The organism is Streptomyces sp. NPDC057428 (assembly GCF_042803195.1).
Lineage (GTDB): Bacteria > Actinomycetota > Actinomycetes > Streptomycetales > Streptomycetaceae > Streptomyces.
On sequence record NZ_JBHVCT010000004.1, the window covers coordinates 60,248 to 77,455 of the forward strand.

7 protein-coding genes and 8 pseudogenes are annotated in these 17,208 nt (G+C 71.2%); 7 read left to right on the top strand and 8 right to left on the bottom strand.

Annotated elements, in window-relative coordinates:
• Nucleotides 1-40: 40 nt before the first annotated feature.
• A pseudogene (locus ACFU5K_RS02595) lies at nt 41-154 on the bottom strand (SAM-dependent methyltransferase); the annotation flags it as partial.
• 39 nt (nt 155-193) lie between these two features.
• Nucleotides 194-406, bottom strand: a pseudogene (locus ACFU5K_RS02600) (2-methylisoborneol synthase); the annotation flags it as partial.
• On the opposite strand from ACFU5K_RS02600, the gene ACFU5K_RS02605 reads away from it, so the two are divergent.
• Entirely contained in the window at nt 384-593 is a 210-nt protein-coding gene (locus tag ACFU5K_RS02605) for a hypothetical protein (protein WP_384055772.1), read from the top strand. The pseudogene ACFU5K_RS02600 and the gene ACFU5K_RS02605 sit on opposite strands and share 23 nt — an antisense overlap.
• On the opposite strand, the pseudogene ACFU5K_RS02610 reads toward ACFU5K_RS02605, so the two are convergent.
• Nucleotides 578-1,159 (bottom strand): annotated as a pseudogene (locus tag ACFU5K_RS02610) (peptidoglycan-binding protein); the annotation flags it as partial. The gene ACFU5K_RS02605 and the pseudogene ACFU5K_RS02610 overlap by 16 nt on opposite strands.
• Between ACFU5K_RS02610 and ACFU5K_RS02615 the strand changes: the two are divergent.
• A pseudogene (locus ACFU5K_RS02615) lies at nt 1,089-4,005 on the top strand (CARDB domain-containing protein). The pseudogenes ACFU5K_RS02610 and ACFU5K_RS02615 sit on opposite strands and share 71 nt — an antisense overlap.
• A 147-nt stretch (nt 4,006-4,152) precedes the next feature.
• On the opposite strand, the pseudogene ACFU5K_RS02620 reads toward ACFU5K_RS02615, so the two are convergent.
• Together ACFU5K_RS02620 and ACFU5K_RS02625 are read right to left on the bottom strand one after the other, a co-directional pair.
• Nucleotides 4,153-6,113: pseudogene (locus ACFU5K_RS02620) on the bottom strand (glycogen debranching N-terminal domain-containing protein).
• Complete coding sequence (locus ACFU5K_RS02625) at nt 6,110-6,976, bottom strand: trehalase family glycosidase (RefSeq protein ID WP_384055774.1); 867 nt, start codon at nt 6,974-6,976, stop codon at nt 6,110-6,112. Before ACFU5K_RS02625 ends, ACFU5K_RS02620 begins: the two are co-directional and overlap by 4 nt.
• On the opposite strand from ACFU5K_RS02625, the pseudogene ACFU5K_RS02630 reads away from it, so the two are divergent.
• Both ACFU5K_RS02630 and ACFU5K_RS02635 read left to right on the top strand, forming a co-directional pair.
• A pseudogene (locus ACFU5K_RS02630) lies at nt 6,884-7,933 on the top strand (ROK family protein); the annotation flags it as partial. The gene ACFU5K_RS02625 and the pseudogene ACFU5K_RS02630 overlap by 93 nt on opposite strands.
• Before the next feature lie 111 nt (nt 7,934-8,044).
• Nucleotides 8,045-8,953, top strand: a complete 909-nt coding sequence (locus tag ACFU5K_RS02635) for a Gfo/Idh/MocA family protein (RefSeq protein WP_384055777.1) — start codon at nt 8,045-8,047, stop codon at nt 8,951-8,953.
• A 48-nt stretch (nt 8,954-9,001) separates the two neighbouring features.
• Here the strand turns inward: ACFU5K_RS02635 and ACFU5K_RS02640 are convergent, their stop codons facing one another.
• Nucleotides 9,002-10,825: a SpoIIE family protein phosphatase gene (locus tag ACFU5K_RS02640; RefSeq protein ID WP_384055780.1), complete on the bottom strand. Its 1,824-nt coding sequence runs from the start codon at nt 10,823-10,825 to the stop codon at nt 9,002-9,004.
• A gap of 459 nt (nt 10,826-11,284) precedes the next feature.
• On the opposite strand from ACFU5K_RS02640, the gene tkt reads away from it, so the two are divergent.
• A complete protein-coding gene (gene tkt, locus ACFU5K_RS02645; RefSeq protein WP_384055783.1) occupies nt 11,285-13,459 on the top strand; it encodes a transketolase in 2,175 nt (724 codons plus the stop codon).
• A 55-nt stretch (nt 13,460-13,514) separates the two neighbouring features.
• Here tkt and ACFU5K_RS02650 read toward each other — a convergent pair whose 3' ends face one another.
• Complete coding sequence (locus ACFU5K_RS02650; RefSeq protein ID WP_384055999.1) at nt 13,515-14,288, bottom strand: ATP-binding cassette domain-containing protein; 774 nt, start codon at nt 14,286-14,288, stop codon at nt 13,515-13,517.
• A 473-nt stretch (nt 14,289-14,761) separates the two neighbouring features.
• Nucleotides 14,762-15,757, bottom strand: a complete 996-nt coding sequence (locus ACFU5K_RS02655; protein ID WP_384055788.1) for an SDR family NAD(P)-dependent oxidoreductase — start codon at nt 15,755-15,757, stop codon at nt 14,762-14,764.
• 567 nt (nt 15,758-16,324) lie between these two features.
• Between ACFU5K_RS02655 and ACFU5K_RS02660 the strand changes: the two are divergent.
• Both ACFU5K_RS02660 and ACFU5K_RS02665 read left to right on the top strand, forming a co-directional pair.
• Nucleotides 16,325-16,575, top strand: a pseudogene (locus ACFU5K_RS02660) (transposase family protein); the annotation flags it as partial.
• A gap of 411 nt (nt 16,576-16,986) precedes the next feature.
• Nucleotides 16,987-17,208, top strand: a pseudogene (locus ACFU5K_RS02665) (hypothetical protein); the annotation flags it as partial.

The following is a 17,208-nucleotide window of genomic DNA, read 5'->3' on the forward strand; positions in this document are numbered from 1 at the left end:
CCGTTCGGCGTGGGCGGGGCCCTGACCGCGCAGCGGCAGGTCAGACGCGGTCCGCCGCGATGAGGAGGTACTGGAAGGAGCCGTCCCTGTAGGAGTTGATGAACGCGTCCTCGATCCCCGTGACCAGGGAGGACGTGGTGCGCAGCTCCCAGTAGCGATACCCCATGTGCAGCCAGCCGCGCCATGTCGTGCCGGAGCGGTAGGCACGCCGGGGTGCGTCCGCGTGGAGCGACTTCTCCCATTGCGGCTGGTACTCCTCCGTCGTGTGCAGGGGGTCGAGGGCGGTGTGCGCCAGCAGGAGGCGTCCGCCGTGGCCGACGGGCGAGCCTCCGTGGTCCTCGCAGTAGAAGTCGTCCACGGCGTTCTCGGCCACCATCAGACGTGTGGCCAGCATCAGTTGGTCGACGCAGCAGGGCCAGTTCGCCCAGCTCGCGGGGGATCACCCTGACGTCGGCGCCGTCCTGGACGAAGTCGATGCTCCCGTCGCCGACGGTATAGGTCAGACGTGGAGCGGCATCTCACGACCACGCGGGGGAACGGCGAACGGCCCCGTGGCCGCCCGCCGTTCCCCCGTGGTTCAGCGCCCGGCCTGAAGAGCCGTCCAGGTAGCGGGGCCGACCGCGCCGTCGACGCCCAGTGCGCGACTGCTCTGGTAGTCGCGGACCGCCTGTTGGGTGCCCGGTCCGAATTCGCCGTCCGCGGATACGGTGCGCCCGAGGGCGGCCGTGAGCGCCCTCTGGAGGCGCTGGACCGCGGAACCCGTGCTGCCCTGGCCGAGCGCAGGTGTGCTGACCGCCGAGAGGAGTGCGGTCCAGCTGCGTGCGCCCACCACCCCGTCCGCGTTGAGCCCGCGCGCCCGCTGGAACGAGATGACTGCCGCAGTGGTCTTCGAGCCGAAGCTGCCGTCCACCGTGCCCGCGTCGCATCCCTGCTGATTGAGGAGCGACTGCGCGGCGGACACCTGGGCACCGGACGAGCCGGCGCGCAGGGTGTCGTAGGACGGGAAGGTCAACTGGACGCTGCCGCCTCCCGTGCTGCCGCCCACCAGTTGCATGTAGTACGTCCAGTTCCAGTTCGGCCCCGGATCGGTGTGGTCGTCGCCCGGCACTTCGGAGTGCCCGACCACGTGGGCACGGTCCTTGGGTAGCGCGCTCTCCGCCTCGGCCGCCCGGGCGTTCAGCCCGTCGTCGGGCAACACGGTGACCGTCGGCTTCACCGCGCAGCAGGTGCGCCACATCCGCGTACAGATCACCGCCAACACCGGCTGGAACGCGGCCCAGCTCTCCCAGGTGGAGGTCTACGGCGAGGAGGACTCCGGCCCGCCGCCCGCGAACGGATCCAACCTGGCGCTCAACAAGCCGATCGAGGCCTCGTCGTACACGCAGACCTACCTGGCCGCCAACGCCAATGACGACAGGACCGACACCTACTGGGAGTCGAACGGCCGGCCCGCGACGCTGACCGTGAAGCTCGGCGCCGACGCCGACATCGAGGCGGTCGTCGTCAGGCTCTCCCCGGACCAGGCGTGGGCCACCCGCACGCAGAGTGTCCAGGTGCTCGGCCGCGCCCAGTCCACGACCGGCTTCACCTCGCTGAAGGACCGGGCCGACTACGCGTTCGACCCGTCCGGCAACCAGAACACGGCGACGATCCCGGTCAGCGGCCGGTACGCCGACGTCCAGCTGAAGTTCTTCGCCAACACCGGCGCGCCCGGTGCGCAGGTCGCCGAGATCCAGGTCGTCGGGACCGCGGCGCCCAACCCCGACCTGACCGTCGCCGCGCTGACGTGGTCCCCGGCGTCGCCGTCCGAGAAGGATGACGTCACCGTGAGCGCGACCGTGCGCAACACGGGCACTGCGGCGGCCGCCGCCACGACCGTCGACGTCAGTCTGGAGGGCGTGGTCGCCGGCAGCGCACCGGTGGGTGCCCTCGCCGCCGGGCGTCCGTGACGGTCCAGGTCGCCGCCGGAAAGCGGCCCATGGGCTCGTACACCGTCTCGGCGGCGGTCGACCCCGGTGACACGATCGCCGAGCAGGACAACAGCAACAACAGCCGCACCGCCTCGTCCAAGCTGGTCGTCGGCCAGAGCCCCGGCCCCGACCTGGAGGTAGTGGGCATCACGTCGAGCCCGTCGAACCCCGCAGTGGGCGCCGCGGTCACCTTCACCGTCTCCGTGCACAACCGTGGTACCGCCGCCGTCAGTGCCTCCACGGTCACCCGCCTCCTGGTGGAAGGCGCCACGCTGAACGGCGCTACGGGAGCCGTACCCGCCGGGGGCACCGTCACGGTGCCGATCAGCGGTAGCTGGACCGCGAAGAGCGGTGGGGCCAACCTCACGGCCACCGCCGACGCCACCGGTGTCGTGGCCGAGACGAACGAGAACAACAACGTCTTCTCGCGTGCCGTCGTGGTGGGGCGCGGCGCCGCCGTGCCCTACACCGAGTACGAGGCGGAGCAGGGCACCTACCAGGGCACGCTGCTGAAGTCCGACCAGGAGCGCACCTTCGGGCACACCAACTTCGCCACCGAGTCCTCCGGCCGCCAGTCCGTGCGGCTGAACGCCACCGCCCGGAGGGGCTGACCAACCAGCCGCAGGCGGACGCCCGGAGACTGTTCGACGAGTCCAACGCCCTGCTCAGCCAGACCTATCCGGCGGGCACGAAGTTCCGCCTCCAGCGTGACGCCGGTGACACCGCGTCCTTCTACATCATCGACCTCGTCGACCTGGAGCAGGTGGCCCCGGCGGCCTCCCAGCCGGCCGGATGCACGTCTATCACCACCTACGGCGCTGTTCCGAACGACGGGATCGACGACACCGACGCCATTCAGCGGGCGGTGACGGCCGACCAGAACGGTGACATCGGCTGTGTGTGGATCCCGCCGGGGCAGTGGAGGCAGGAGCAGAAGATCCTCACCGACGACCCCTTGAACCGAGGGCAGTTCAACCAGGTCGGCATCAGGGACGTCACGATCCGGGGCGCGGGCATGTGGCACTCGCAGCTGTACACCCTCACCCAGCCCCAGAACGCGGGCGGCATCAACCACCCGCACGAGGGCAACTTCGGCTTCGACATCGACGACAACACCAAGATCTCGGACCTGGCCATCTTCGGATCGGGCACCATCCGGGGCGGCGACGGCAACGCCGAGGGCGGTGTGGGGCTGAACGGCCGCTTCGGTGACGGCACCAAGATCACCAACGTGTGGCTGGAGCACGCGAACGTCGGGGTGTGGGTCGGCCGCGACTACGACAACATCCCGGACCTCTGGGGCCCCGGCGACGGCATCGAGTTCACGGGCATGAGGATCCGCGACACGTACGCGGACGGAATCAACTTCGCCAACGGCACGCGCAACTCGACTGTCTTCAACTCCTCGTTCAGGAACACCGGTGACGACTCGCTGGCGGTGTGGTCGAGCAAGTACGTCAAGAACCCGTCGGTGGACATCGGTCACGACAACCACTTCCGCAACAACACGATCCAGTTGCCGTGGCGCGCCAACGGCATAGCGGTTTACGGGGGTTACGGCAACACGATCGAGAACAACATCATCTCCGACACCATGAACTACCCCGGAATCATGCTGGCGACCGACCATGACCCGCTGCCCTTCTCCGGTCAGACGCTGATCGCCAACAACGCCCTCCACCGTACGGGCGGGGCCTTCTGGGGCGAGGCCCAGGAATTCGATGCCATCACACTGTTCGCCGCCGGTCAGGACATCCCCGGCGTCACGATCCGCGACACCGACATCCATGACTCGACCTACGACGGGATCCAGTTCAAGTCCGGCGGCGGCTCCGTACCCGGAGCGCAGATCCAGCGGGTACGGATCGACAACTCCGTCAACGGGTCCGGGATCCTGGCCCATGGAGGAGCGCGGGGCAGTGCGACCCTGAGCGACGTGACGATCACCGGCTCGGCCGACGGGGACGTCGTGGTCGAACCGGGATCGCAGTTCGTCATCAACGGCAGCGCCGCGAAGGCGGCAGCCCGGAAGTAGCTCCGGCCTCCGGGCCGTGCACGACCCGGCCCCCGGCCGGCACGCCGTCGAGCGTGCCGGCCGGGGGTGCGGCGCATCCGGTGCGCGGTGGTGACGGCGGGGAGCCGGTCCCGCCCTCCCGGCCGGCGAAGTACCCGCCGGGCAGGGTTACGACGGGTCGCCGTCCCCCTCCCGCAATGCTGTGAGGAGGGCCAGGGGGGTCGCCGCGGCCCAGGCCTGCGGAGAGCAGGAGTGGGGATACGGGACCGGACGCGGGTGCTGCGCCCGCGCATAACCTGCCATCACCTCGGGCAGCCTGTGCCCGTGGTGCGCCGAGGCGTCCAGGAGGCCGAGAGCGACCGTGCGCGCCTCGTCCTTCAGGCCGCAGCGTGCCAGGCCGAGCACGATGACCGCGTTGTCGTGCGGCCAGGAGGTGCCCCGGTGGTAGGACAGCGGGTGGTAGCCGGGCTGGCCGGAGGCCAGCGTGCGGATGGCCCAGCCCGAGAAGAAGTCGGGCTCCAGGAGTCGCTGTCCGACCCGCCGGGCGTGCTGTTCGTCGAGGATGCCGGACCACAGCAGGTGACCGGCGTCCGATGCCAGCGAGTCGACCTGCCGGCCTTCGCCGTCCAGCGCGAGCGCGGGAAAGCCGGGCCCGGACATCCAGAAGTCCCGCAGAAACCGTGCCCGCAGGTCCGCGGCGGCCTCTTCGAGCCGGTCGGCGTACGGTGCGTCGTCCCACAGCCACCGTGCCAGCCGCGCGGTGCGCACCAGCGCGTCGTAGGCATAGCCCTGTGCCTCCGCTACGGCGATCGGACCCTCGGCCTGGGTGCCGTCCAGGAAGCAGATGGCTCCCTCGGAGTCCTTCCAGTTCTGGTTCACCAGGCCCTGGGGGTCCGGTGAATAGACCAGATAGCCGCTGTTGTCCAGGCCGCCGTCCTGGAACATCCAGTTCACTGCCGCCCGCGCCCCGCTCTCGAGCCGGGTCGCGAGAGCCGTGTCACCGGTCGTTCGGGTGTAGCTGTCCAGCAGCACCAGGAAGAGCGGGGTCGCGTCCACCGAGCCGTAGTAACGGCCGTAGGGCACCTGGCGGAAGTGCGCCAGTTCGCCGTGCCTGATCTCGTGGACGATACGCCCCGGCTGTTCACCCCGGCCGGCGTCGTAGCCGGTGCCCTGCGTCGCCGCGAGTGCGAGCAGGGTCCCCTCGGCCAGTTCGGGCCGGTAGGACAGAGCGAAGAGCGAGGTGAAGAGCGAGTCCCGGCCGAAGAGCGTGAGGAACCAGGGGATGCCTGCCGCGGGGACCCGCACGTCCTCGCCGTCCGGCCCCGTGGCCGGCACCCGCAGAGCGGCCAGATCGCGCAGTCCACGGTCGCACGCGGCGGCCAGGCCCGCGGGCGCGTCAGGTGGCATCGGCAGTGGAGAACCCGTGAACACCTGCGAGTCCGCTGCCTGTTCGGCGACCGCTTCGGCCGGTGTGCGGACGGCGGCCGGCGCGGGCGCGCCGTGCGCGTGCGCGGTGACGGTGAGCAGGATCTCGGCGGTGCCTTGGGCGGGCAGCTCGGGACGCCACTCCAGCCGGTGGGCGGTGGGCTCCTCGTCGACCGGCCGTACGGAAGCCGGGGCGGGCGAGGCGGACACCGTCGTGCGTGAACTCCACCCGCCGCGCTCGTAGCCGAAGGCGACGCCGTCCGGGAGGCCGCTCGCCGTGCGCCGCGCACCGTCCTTGTCGTAGCTGCGCCTGTCGGACCGCAGCTCGAACTGGTCGGCGAAGTCGGCGTCCGCGGTCAGCGAGACGACCGCGGTGACGGGAGCGGGGCGGTTGTTGACCAGTCGCAGACGTTCCGTCAGCACGCCTGCGGAGAGGGCCTGTTCACGGAACACGGTGTCGCGGCGGGTTCGTCCCGGGTGCCGGGCGGTGTGAGTACGCAGCGGGAGGAGGCCTCGCCGCCGGACGGCACCAGCACCGTGGGCTCGGTGCCGTCGACGGTCAGGGTCCAGCGGCTCAGGTGCCGGGCGTCACGGTGGAAAAGGCCGTCCGGGGAGGTGCCGCCGCGGCCGCTGAGGCCGCCGTCGGCTCCGAGGACGGCGAAGGTGCCCGCGTGGACCAGAGTGGTGTCCGCCGTTCCGTTCACGAGAGTGCTCCGTTCGACGTGTGGGAGGTGGCGCCTTCGCCCGCCGGGCCGGACGCGGCGAGCAGGTCAAGGGTCAGGGCCGCCGTCCAGCCGAACGCCCGGGTGCCGCGCGCCTCCGCGGTGACCGGGTCCACGTACTCGGCGAAGGAGCTGGCACCCGCCGCACCGAGCATGGCCCCGCGCAGCGCGTCGGCCGCGCGCGTGCGCCCGTACTGCCTCAGCCCGCGCTCCAGCAGCCAGTTGGTGTTGAACCAGGCGGGTCCGCGCCAGTAGCGGGAGGGATCGAAGGCGTGCCCCTCGAAGTCGTACGAGGGTGCCATCGGGACGTCGCCGAGGCGGAAGCCGCTGCCCGTTGCCGTGCTGAGCAGGGCGTCCACGATGTCCTGGGGGAGTCCGGGGACGATGAGCGGGACTAGCCCGGCGACGCTGCGCTCGGCGATCAGTTCGCCGCCGACCAGGTCCCGGCAGAGGAACATGCCGTCGGCGGGCGACCAGAGCCGCTCCACCAGCGCAGCGGTGAGACGGGCGGCTCGTGCCTCGTGGGGAGCGGGGTCCGCCCCGGTCTCGGCGGCGATCCGGGCGAGCGCGTGCTCCGAGACGATCAGGAGCGCGTTGACGCAGGGGTCCTCGACGGCGAAGGAGTGCGTGCCCCGCACGTCCGCGTAGCCGCTGTCCCGGTAGTCGGCCGCCAGGCGTACGTACCGGCCGACAAGGGCTGACGCCGGGACGACGGCCGGGAGGCCACCGGCGCAGGCACGGCACGGGCACAGGCGAGAACCTCCACCGGTGGGCGGCCCTCCGCCCGGCTGGAGTTCGACCCCACGCACGCGGTGGTGCTCGTCGCGGACCTGGAGACCCGGCACGCCCGGGTCGCCCTGCTCGACCTCGCGGGCACGGTCCTGGCCGAGCACACCGGCACCCTCGTCATCGCGGACGGCCCCGACCGCGCCCTGGACCAACTCGCGCGTTGGTTCGGCCCGCTGCTCGCCGAGGCGGGCTTCGGACCCGACCGGGTCTGCGGCATCGGACTCTCCGTGCCGGGACCGGTCGACTGGGAGTCCGCCCAGATCGTGCAGCCGCCGATCATGCCCGGATGGGACCGCTTCCCGGTACGGGAGCGCCTGCGCGACGCCTGGACCGAGCACGTCGGCCGGATGCCCGCAGGAGGGCCGCTGCCGGTGTTCGTCGACAACGACGCCAACCTGATGGCCCTGGCCGAACAGCGTGCGGGTCACCCGGACTGCAGCGCCTTCGTCCTCGTCAAGGCGTCGACCGGGATCGGTGCCGGCGTGGTCGTGGGCGGTGAGGTCTACCGGGGCATCGACGGCGGAGCCGGCGACATCGGGCACATCCGGCTGCACGACCGCCCCGACGCCCTGTGCATGTGCGGTTCCTACGGCTGCCTCGCGGCGGTCGCCAGCGGCCGGTCCATCGCGGGGCAGCTCACCGCGGCGGGAGTACCCACCGCGTCGGGATCCGATGTACGCGACCATCTCGCCGCGGGTCAGCCCGATGCCGTCCGGCTCGCCCGCGAAGCGGGACAGCGCGTCGGCGAGGTGCTGGTCACCGTCGTCACCCTGCTCAACCCCGGGGTGCTGATGCTGAGCGGAGACCTGGCGAGCACCCCGTTCCTCACCGGCGTACGCGAACTCATCTACCAGCGCGCGATGCCACGCACCACCGCACACCTGCAGGTCGTCACCTCGGAACTGGGCGACCGCGCGGCCCTGGCCGGAGCGGCCCGCATGGTCATCGACCATCTCTACGCCCCCGACCGCGCCGACGCCCGGCTCGCGGCTCTCGCGCGGGCCGGTGCCTGAGGCCGCAGCACGAGGCCACCACCGGTGCGGACCGCGGGTCTACCACGGCCGTGACCGGCGCCACCGGTGACCGGCCGCACCCCATCCCCCGCAGAACCGACGGAGAGCACCATGTCCAGCACCACCCCCCTCACGCACACCTGGTCCCACGAGCCGGTCCGCGTCGGCCTCGTGGGCGCCGGCCCATGGGCGCGCACCATGCACGCCCGCACGCTCGCGACCGGCCCCGAGACGGTGCTCGCAGGGGTCTGGGCCCGCCGCCGCGAGGCGGCCGCCGAGGTGGCCGAGCCCTACGGGGCCCCGGTCGCCGGCTCCTTCGAGGAACTCCTCGACACCTGCGAGGCCGTGGCGTTCGCCGTGCCGCCCGCCGTCCAGGCCGCCCTCGCGCCGCGTGCGGCTGCCGCGGGGCGGGCCCTGCTGCTGGAGAAGCCGCTCGGGGCCGACCTCGACTCGGCACGCGCCGTCGCGGACGCCGTCGGCGAGCACGGGGTGGTCTCCCAGCTCGTCCTCACGAAGCGGTACCACCCGGTCACCCGCGCCTTCCTCGCCGAGGCGGCCACGCGCGAGGTGACCGGCGCGCGTTCCTGCTATCTGCACGGAGCCTTCCTCGGAGGGGAGTTCGCCACGTCCTGGCGCCTGGAGCACGGCGCGCTGCTCGACCTCGGCCCGCACCTCCTGGACATCCTCGACACCGCGGTCGGACCCATCGTCTCCGTCCGCTCCGCAGGGGATCCACGCCGCTGGGTCGAGCTCACCTGCGAACACGAGAACGGGGCGGTCAGCCAGGCATCCCTGTCCGGCGGCGTGAGGCTTCCCCATGCACGGACCCGCGTCGAACTCTTCGGCCCCGGAGAGGAGTTGGTCTACGACACTGCGGGGATCGACCACGAGGAGTGCTGGCCCGTGCTCCGCCGGGAGTTCGCCACCGCCGTACGCACCGGGGTGGGCACGGGCATCGACGCGGCTCACGGCCTGCGCATCCAGCGACTGCTCGACCAGGCAGCGCGCGGCGCGCACTGAGTGCCCCGGGGATGCCCGTGTGACAGGCGTACCCGTACTTCCGGGGCCTCACGCCGGTTCGGAGGTGTCCCGCACGGGAGAGTCCTCGACAGGCGAGCCGGGCGCGCCGCGGGTGGACGCCGCCGGGCTGTGCGCCCGCTGCGGCGGAGCCTGGCCGGGGCCCGCGCCGACCCCCGCTTCCGGCACGCGGAGGACCAGCAGCGCCACGTCGTCGCCGCTCGGGTCGATGCGGGTGAGCAGTTCGTCGAGGAACTCCTCGACGTCGAGGCCGACCAGGGCCGAGGCATGGCGGCGCAGGGCGGCGAGCCCGGTCTCGATGTCGCGGCTGCGGCTCTCCACGAGACCGTCGGTGTAGAGCAGCAGGGTCGACCCGGCCGGGAGCTCGGCGCGCGCGTCCGGCCATCCCAGACCCAGGTGCAGGGCCGAACTGAGGCCCAGGAGCGGGCCGTGCCCCTGCTCCAGGAAGCTGGTGTGCCCGTCCGCCGTGATCAGCAGGGGCGGGGGATGGCCGGCGTTGACCCAGTTGAAGTGCCAGGGTCCTCCTTCCGGACCTTCGATACGGCCCAGGACGCAGGTGGCCATGGGTGCGTCGCTGGTGTGCGTCATCGCCTCGTCGAGCCGTCCCATGATCAGGCTCGGAGGATGCGCGCGGTCCCACGCCAGGGCGCGGAGCATGTTGCGCACCTCGGCCATGTGGGCGGCGGCCTTGAGGTCGTGGCCGACGACGTCACCGATGACCATCGTCAGGACCCCGTCGCCCAGGAGGAAGCAGTCGTACCAGTCCCCGCCGATCTCCGCGGCGCTCTCCGCGGGACGGTAGCGGGCCGCCAGACACAGGTGGTCGACCTGGGGAAGAGGCGTGAGCAGCTGCCGCTGCATGGTCTCCGCCACATGGCGCTGCTGCTCGAACAGTTCCGCCGCTTCCATCACGAGCCCGGCGCGCCGCCCGACGTCGGCCAGCAGGAACAGCTCGGCCTCGGTGTAGGCCGAGCCGGCGGCCGAGCGCGCCACGGTCAGGGCGCCGAAGACGCGCCGCCGCGTGTGCAGGGGCACCACGACGCCGCAGGTTCCGCCCAGACGGTCGAACAGCCGCCGGTGGGCGGCCGCGAGCGGCGTGTCCGGCGGCTGCGCGAGAGCTGCCTGGTCCAGCACGACCGGACGGAAGCCCCGAAGTGCCTGGATGCCGGCCGAGCCCGACGACTCGGTCAGCGGCGGTAGTGGGCCCGTGAGCGCTTCGGCCGCCCCGGGATCGTCCATGCTGCGGACGGCGACGCGCCGCATCCCGTCCTTCTCGCCGGGCGTGCGCACGTCGACGACCGCCCAGTCGCCCATCTCCGGCACGAGCAGCCCCGCCAGTCTGTTGAGCATCTCGGTGGTGTCCGTGGTGGAGATGAGGACGGTGGAGACCTCCGCCACCATCGTCAGCCTTGCGGTGAGTCCCTCCAGAGCCGCGAGGTGGGCCGCGGTCTGCTCGGCCGCGTCGCGGTGCAGGCTGGAGTCGTGGAAGACGATCACCACGCCCTTCAGGCGCCCTTCGTGCCGCAGCGGAGTCGCGGCCCAGATGACCGGGACGAGACTGCCGTCCCCGCGAAGGAACAGTTCGTCGCTGCCCTCGTCCGGCCGGCCGCTCTCCAGTACGCCGAGCATGGCGCACTCGCCGCGAGGGAAGGTGCTCCCGTCCTTCCGCCGGTGCAGCAGGCCGTGCATGTCGTGGCCGAGCAACTGGTCCCTCGAACGGCCGAGTATCTGCTGTGCCCGGGGGTTGGACGCCGTGAGGAGACCGCTGGTGTCGACGACCAGCACACCCGCACCCAGGCTGTCGAAGACGGTGCGCATGAGCCCGAGCTCCAGCAGTCCGTCCTCGTCCCTCATGACCTGCCCCTACGTGTCAGGAATCGACGTTCCCCGGCCGGTTCCGGGTGCGTCACGGAGCGGAGCCCGTTCCCGCCGGGACCGGACCCGGCCGGCACGCGTGGGCCGCACCGTCTGCCCATCATTCATCCGCCCCGCCCGTTCCGCCGCTCGGGAGACGTTCCGGAGCCGATCCGCAGCGTCCGGGTGGGGTCGGCCATGACCCTGGGGCAGCCGCCGGGCGGCCCCACGCGTTCCGCGGACCATGCCCTCGAACGCGTACGGCCTCACGTGCCTGCCCGGCGCTCCCGCGGGTAGGCGACCGGGCGACGGGAACGCGTCGTCGCCACCCGTGCGACGTTCTCCGCCCGGACACGCTCCGGGTGCGGGGGGCGACGCGGGAACAGAGGATGCGAAGGGTGGCGAGCCGCACCGAACGGCCCCGTCGTACCGAGAAGCGACATCCGAGGGAGACAACCCATGGCGCCCGAGCGATCCTCTTCCGGCAGCACCCGCGACCCCGGGCTCGCTCGTCCCGTGGCGGAACGGGCGGGCTGGAGCGACGTGGACGTGAGGGCGGTGGACACCGTCAGAGTCCTGGCCGCCGACGCCGTCCAGAAGACGGGCAACGGCCACCCCGGTACGGCGATGAGCCTGGCGCCCCTCGCCTACCTGCTGTTCCAGCAGGTCATGCGCCACGACCCGGAGGACGACCAGTGGCTGGGCAGGGACCGTTTCGTCCTCTCCTGCGGTCACACGAGCCTGACGCTCTACATCCAGCTCTACCTGGCCGGCTACGGCCTGGAGATGGAGGACCTGAAGTCCCTGCGCACCTGGGGATCGGCGACCCCCGGCCACCCGGAGTACCGGCACACCCGGGGTGTCGAGATCACCACCGGACCGCTCGGCCAGGGGCTCGGTGCGAGCGTGGGGATGGCCATGGCCGCACGCAGGGAGCGGGGACTGCTCGACCCCGACGCCGCTCCCGGAGCCAGTCCGTTCGACCACCACGTGTACGTACTCGCGTCCGACGGCGACATGATGGAGGGCGTCGCCTCGGAGGCGTCGTCGCTCGCCGGCCACCAGCAGCTTGGCAACCTCGTGGTGTTCTACGACTCCAACCACATCTCCATCGAGGACGACACCGACATCTCCTTCAGCGAGGACGTCCCGGCACGCTACGCCGCCTACGGCTGGCACGTGCAGACGGTGGACTGGACGCGCACGGGCGACTACGTCGAGGACGTCGACGCCCTGCTCGCCGCGATCGAGGCGGCCAAGGCGGAACGCTCGCGTCCCTCCCTCATCATGCTGCGCACCATCATCGGATGGCCGGCCCCTACGAAGCGGAACACGGGCAAGGCGCACGGCGCGGCCCTGGGGGACGACGAGGTCGCCGGCACCAAGCGGCTCCTCGGCTTCGACCCCGACGAGTACTTTCCCATCGAGGACGAGGTCCTCACCCACACCCGTGCGGTGAGGGAGCGGGGCCGGGCGGCCAAGGCGGACTGGCAGAAGACCTACGAGGCATGGCGCGGCGCGAACAGCGGGCGGGCGGCCCTCCTGGACCGGCTGCGGGCGCAGGAACTGCCGGACGGCTGGACGGACGCGCTGCCGGTGTTCCCCGCGGACCCGAAGGGCATGGCCACACGCAAGGCTTCCGGCGAGGTACTGACCGCCCTCGCACCGGTCCTCCCCGAGCTGTGGGGCGGCTCGGCGGACCTCGCGGGCAGCAACAACACCACCATGGACGGCGAACCCTCCTTCATCCCGTCCGACCGGCAGACCTCCGAGTTCGCCGGCGGCCCCTACGGGCGCACCCTGCACTTCGGTATCCGGGAGCACGCGATGGGCGCCGTCCTCAACGGCATCGGGCTGCAGAGCCTGACCCGCCCGTACGGCGGCACGTTCCTCACCTTCAGTGACTACATGCGTCCCGCGGTCCGGCTGGGCGCCCTGATGGAGCTCCCCGTCACCTACGTGTGGACGCACGACTCGATCGGGCTCGGCGAGGACGGTCCCACCCACCAGCCCGTCGAACACCTCGCCGCCCTGCGCGCGATCCCCGGCCTCGACGTCGTACGCCCGGGCGACGCCAACGAGACCACCGTCTGCTGGCGGACGATCCTGGAGCACACCGACCGCCCCGCCGGTCTCGTGCTGACCCGGCAGAACCTGCCCGTGCTCGACCGTGGGGACGGCGCCCACGCACCAGCCGAAGGAGCGGCGCGCGGTGCCTACGTCCTCGCCGATTCCTCCGAGGCCACACCCGACGTCATCCTGGTGGCGACGGGTTCCGAGGTCGAGATCGCGCTGGCCGCACGCATCCGTCTGACCGAGGAGGGGCTGGCCGTGCGCGTGGTCTCGATGCCCTGCCGCGAGTGGTTCGCCGAGCAGCCGCAGTCCTACCAGGACGAGGTGCTGCCGCCCACGGTACGCGCCCGTGTGAGCGTCGAGGCTGCGGTCGGCCAGGGCTGGCGCGAAGTGGTCGGCGACGCCGGCCGGATCGTGAGCCTGGAGCACTACGGGGCCTCGGCCGACTACCAGCGGCTGTACGAGGAGTTCGGCATCACCGCCGAGGCCGTGGAGGCCGCGGCGCACGACAGCGTCCGCGACGCCGCGGAGGTTCCGAGGCCCGGCGGCCAGAAGAACTGAAGCCGTCCGTCCGGATCGGGCCGTGAGCCCGGCCCGATCCGGACGAAGGCTCCTCTCAGGCCATCTGGCGTCGCACCAGCTCGTGGAGCATCCCGCCGGTGTCCGCGAGGAGGTCGGCGGGCGGCCCCTGCTGGACCACACGGCCGTCCGCCATGACGATCACGCGGTCGGCGTCCAGCACCGTGGACAGCCGGTGCGCGATCACGACCCGGGTGGCCCGCAGGGACTTGGTGCTCTCGATCACCGTCCGCTGGGTCTCGTTGTCCAGCGCGCTTGTCGCCTCGTCGAAGAACAGGATGCGGGGGCGCCTGACCAGGGCCTGCGCGATCATCAGCCGCTGGCGCTGCCCGCCGGAGATCGCCCCGCCGCCGGCGATCATCGTGTGCAGTCCCATCGGCATGCGCTTGATGTCCTCGGCGAGGCCCGCCATCGCCGCGGCCTCCCACGCCTCCTCCGGCGTGAAGACCTCAGCGCCGCAGATGCAGTCGAGGATCGACCCCGACAACGGCTGGGCGTTCTGCAGGACGACCCCACACTGACGCCGTACGGCCGCCTGGTCCAGGGAGGCGAGGTCCTGACCGTCGTACAGGACGCTGCCCGACAGCGGCCGGTCGAAGCCGATGAGCATCCTCAGAAGCGTCGACTTGCCGCACCCGCTGGGCCCCACGATCGCGACGAACTCACCCGGCCGCACGGTCAGCGACACGTCGTCGAGGGGGCTGTAGAGCCCCGAGATGAGCCTCGAGACCGTCGACTTGCCGCTGCCCGAACCGCCGACGAGAGCCACCTGCTGTCCCGGGCCCACCGCCAGTGAGAAGCCGGTGAGCAGCGGCTTGTCGAGCGGGCTTTAGCCGAAGGTGATGTTCTCGAGCGTCACGTGGCCCTTCGGCCGGCGCGTGCTCGCGGCGGGCTCGCGCGGGGAGTACAGCGGGTCGACCGGGTTGTTCGGGCGACTGCAGCTTGGAAAGCGCCTGTTGACGGAACTGCACGGAACTCTTCGCTCACCTGTCAGCGGTCGGCACCGAGCCCCGGAACCGATGGGGTTCCGGGGCTCGGTGGCCACTGCCAGCTCTCAGAGACCGGCGGTGAGGCCGGAGGCCAGGTCGGTGACCGCGCCCCCACCTGAGCGACCACAACGACGATCCACGAAAACGTCGAAAGTCGAGAACCCAATAACACCCTGAATTAAGCAAGTTGACCGCTGACGACCCACGAGTCCGCCACTACCTGCGGATTCGGGTCAGAGGCACTTTCTGCTTCTCGGGCCACCCGTCGGTCAGCCCGCTTCGTGAAAGCCTGAGGCTAGAGGAACGAGACGCCGGTCAGGTTCTCGCTGAGATCCCACAGACGGCGAGCCTCGCCGGGATCGACGGCATACGACATCACACCGTCGAGATCGGCGAATTCGTCGAGTCCGACGACGTCCGCGCCCGAGTCCGCGATGTTCGCGACATCGCAGTTCTCGCAGTAGACCCCGCCAAGACCCTCGAGTTGCGGACTGGTCGCGCACCAGACCGGAGTCGCGGCACCCTGCTCCGGCGTCTTCAGCTGCTTCGCCGGGGCGAGGATGGGGGTTCCGTCCGGGTTGACCATTCCCGCGGCGACCAGTTCCTCGGTCGTCAGATACTGCTTCAGGCCGGTCGCCACGATGCTGCCCGGGTGCGCCGCGAACGCGCGGACGTCGTGCGAGCGACCCCGCCGGTCGAGTTCCACGGCGAACAGTGACATCGCGGTCTTGGACTGCCCGTAAGCGGTCCAGGGGTTGTACTCGCGATGCTCGTAGTTGGGGTCGTCGAAGTTGACCGCGGAGTGGCGGTGGCCGAGCGATGTGAGGCCCACCACGCGCGCGCCGTGCGCCGCCTCGAGGGCAGGCCACAAGCGCGCGGCCAGCTGGAAGTGGCCCAGGTAGTTGGTGGAGAGTTGACGCTCGTTGCCCCGGGAGTCGCGCGCGAACGGTACGGCCATGACGCCCGCGGACTCGACCAACACGTGCGCCGTTCCCACGGACGCCAGTACGGCTTCCGCCGCCGCGTCGACCGACGCCGGGTCGGTGAGATCCACGGTCGTGTACTCCGCGGAGATGCCGGAGAGCGTGCTCCGCGCCTGGCTCACGTCACGGTCGAGCACCACGACGTGCGCGCCGGCCGATCCCAGAGTCAGGGCGGTCTGCAGGCCCAAGCCCGAGTTCGCGCCCGTCACGATGGCGACTTTGCCTGTCAGGTCGATGGACTTGATGACGTCGCTCGTCGTTGACGATGCGCCGAATCCGGACCCGATGGGCTGCTGTGCTGTTGTCATTGGTGGGCCTTCTTCACTGTCTTGCAGAGTGCGCTCGCTATTCGCAACGCGCGCCGTTGGTGACAAATGATTGTAATGTGAAGATATCACGCGGCGGCCGACGGTGGAAGGGCGAAATGGCTGGAACGCGAACCTTTCGGCCCCAGGGCGGTTTCAAAGTCTTGGTGATCAAGTAAATGCGCTGGTCATGACATTGTGACGATGGTCCGGCGGTCCGGCGGTCCGCGGCATCGCCTGACCAGCACGAAACATGATCACTCAAATTTTGAACCGCTCTGCTTTCGGCCCTGCTGTGAAGGCTCGATAAAGACCGGAGCGCGGGTCTTGAACTGCCCGCCGAAGACGCGGACGCACGGTTGCCGCGCGGTCACTCGGTGGCGGGCGGTCATCGCGTGTGACGGGGTTCGTGCGGAGCTGCTCACGACACGGCCCCGGCCTCGCCGGCTCGGGACCGGGCTGCCTGGGATGTGTCAATAGGTCAACGGCCGCGGCCCGTCATCGGTGGTAATGAAGGGTGACGGTTGTCGTTGGCATGGTGTGTGCGATGTCAATGAGCTTGTGGGTATGGTGTTTTCGGGACTGCCCGCCCTCGTCGTCGAGGGCGTGAAGGATGAGGGCGGATTCGTCTGGGTGTCGGCGTGGACCCGGGATGATCCGGTGCCGGCCCGGTGTATGGGCGGCCGACGGCGCGGGTGCATGGTTTCCACGAGCGGGTGGTCGCGGACGTGCCGGTGGACGGACGGCGGGTCGTGGTGTCGGTGCGGGTCCGACGTCTGGTGTGCCCGATTCTCGGTTGCCCGCGGCGGACGGCGCGCGAGGTGCCGGTCAAGTGGGCGGACGGCTCGGGAGGGCGCCCGCCCGCAGGCCATCGGTGCCGCCCCTCCCCATGAGCCGACCGGGCCGGCCACGGACGGTTCGTCAGACGGCCACAGGGTGCGGGGGCGGCAGCTGGGAGGGGGTGCGTCGGCGATGGCGGGATCCCGCGAGCACCGCCGCGGCTCCTTGCGTCGATGATCCTCGCGGCTCAAACCTCCCCTCGGCGTGGCGTGCCGTCAGACGGGTGACATCTGGCTCCCTGTCACACGATGGGCCCACCGCATGACCCCAATGCGGCCTCCCCGAGTGGTGCGCGGCCCGGATCGGGCTGACGGTGGATCACGTCGCACCCGTGATCCGATGAGCCGACAACCAGCCGGCCGACGCGGGAGTGGCGAAAGGACTGTGTATCCATGCGCACTGCCCGCACCCTGTTCGCCTCGGCCGCCGTCACGGCGGTCCTCGCGGTCACCACCCCCGCCGCATACGCCGTGACCATGGCGGACGGCTGGGACAAGGACAGCGGTTCCTCCGCCAGCAGCAACGACGACCGTGAGAAGCCGGACTCGTGGAAGCACGACAAGCCGGAGGGCGGTGTGCACGCCGGTGGTGGCGCGCTGGCCGGCGTGTCGGCC

Coding starts and splice junctions, on each gene's coding strand:
- ACFU5K_RS02640 (WP_384055780.1), bottom strand. CDS start 10,825: ATGAGGGACGAGGACGGACTGCTGGAGCTCGGGCTCATGCGCACCGTC.
- ACFU5K_RS02635 (WP_384055777.1), top strand. CDS start 8,045: ATGTCCAGCACCACCCCCCTCACGCACACCTGGTCCCACGAGCCGGTC.
- tkt (WP_384055783.1), top strand. CDS start 11,285: ATGGCGCCCGAGCGATCCTCTTCCGGCAGCACCCGCGACCCCGGGCTC.
- ACFU5K_RS02655 (WP_384055788.1), bottom strand. CDS start 15,757: ATGACAACAGCACAGCAGCCCATCGGGTCCGGATTCGGCGCATCGTCA.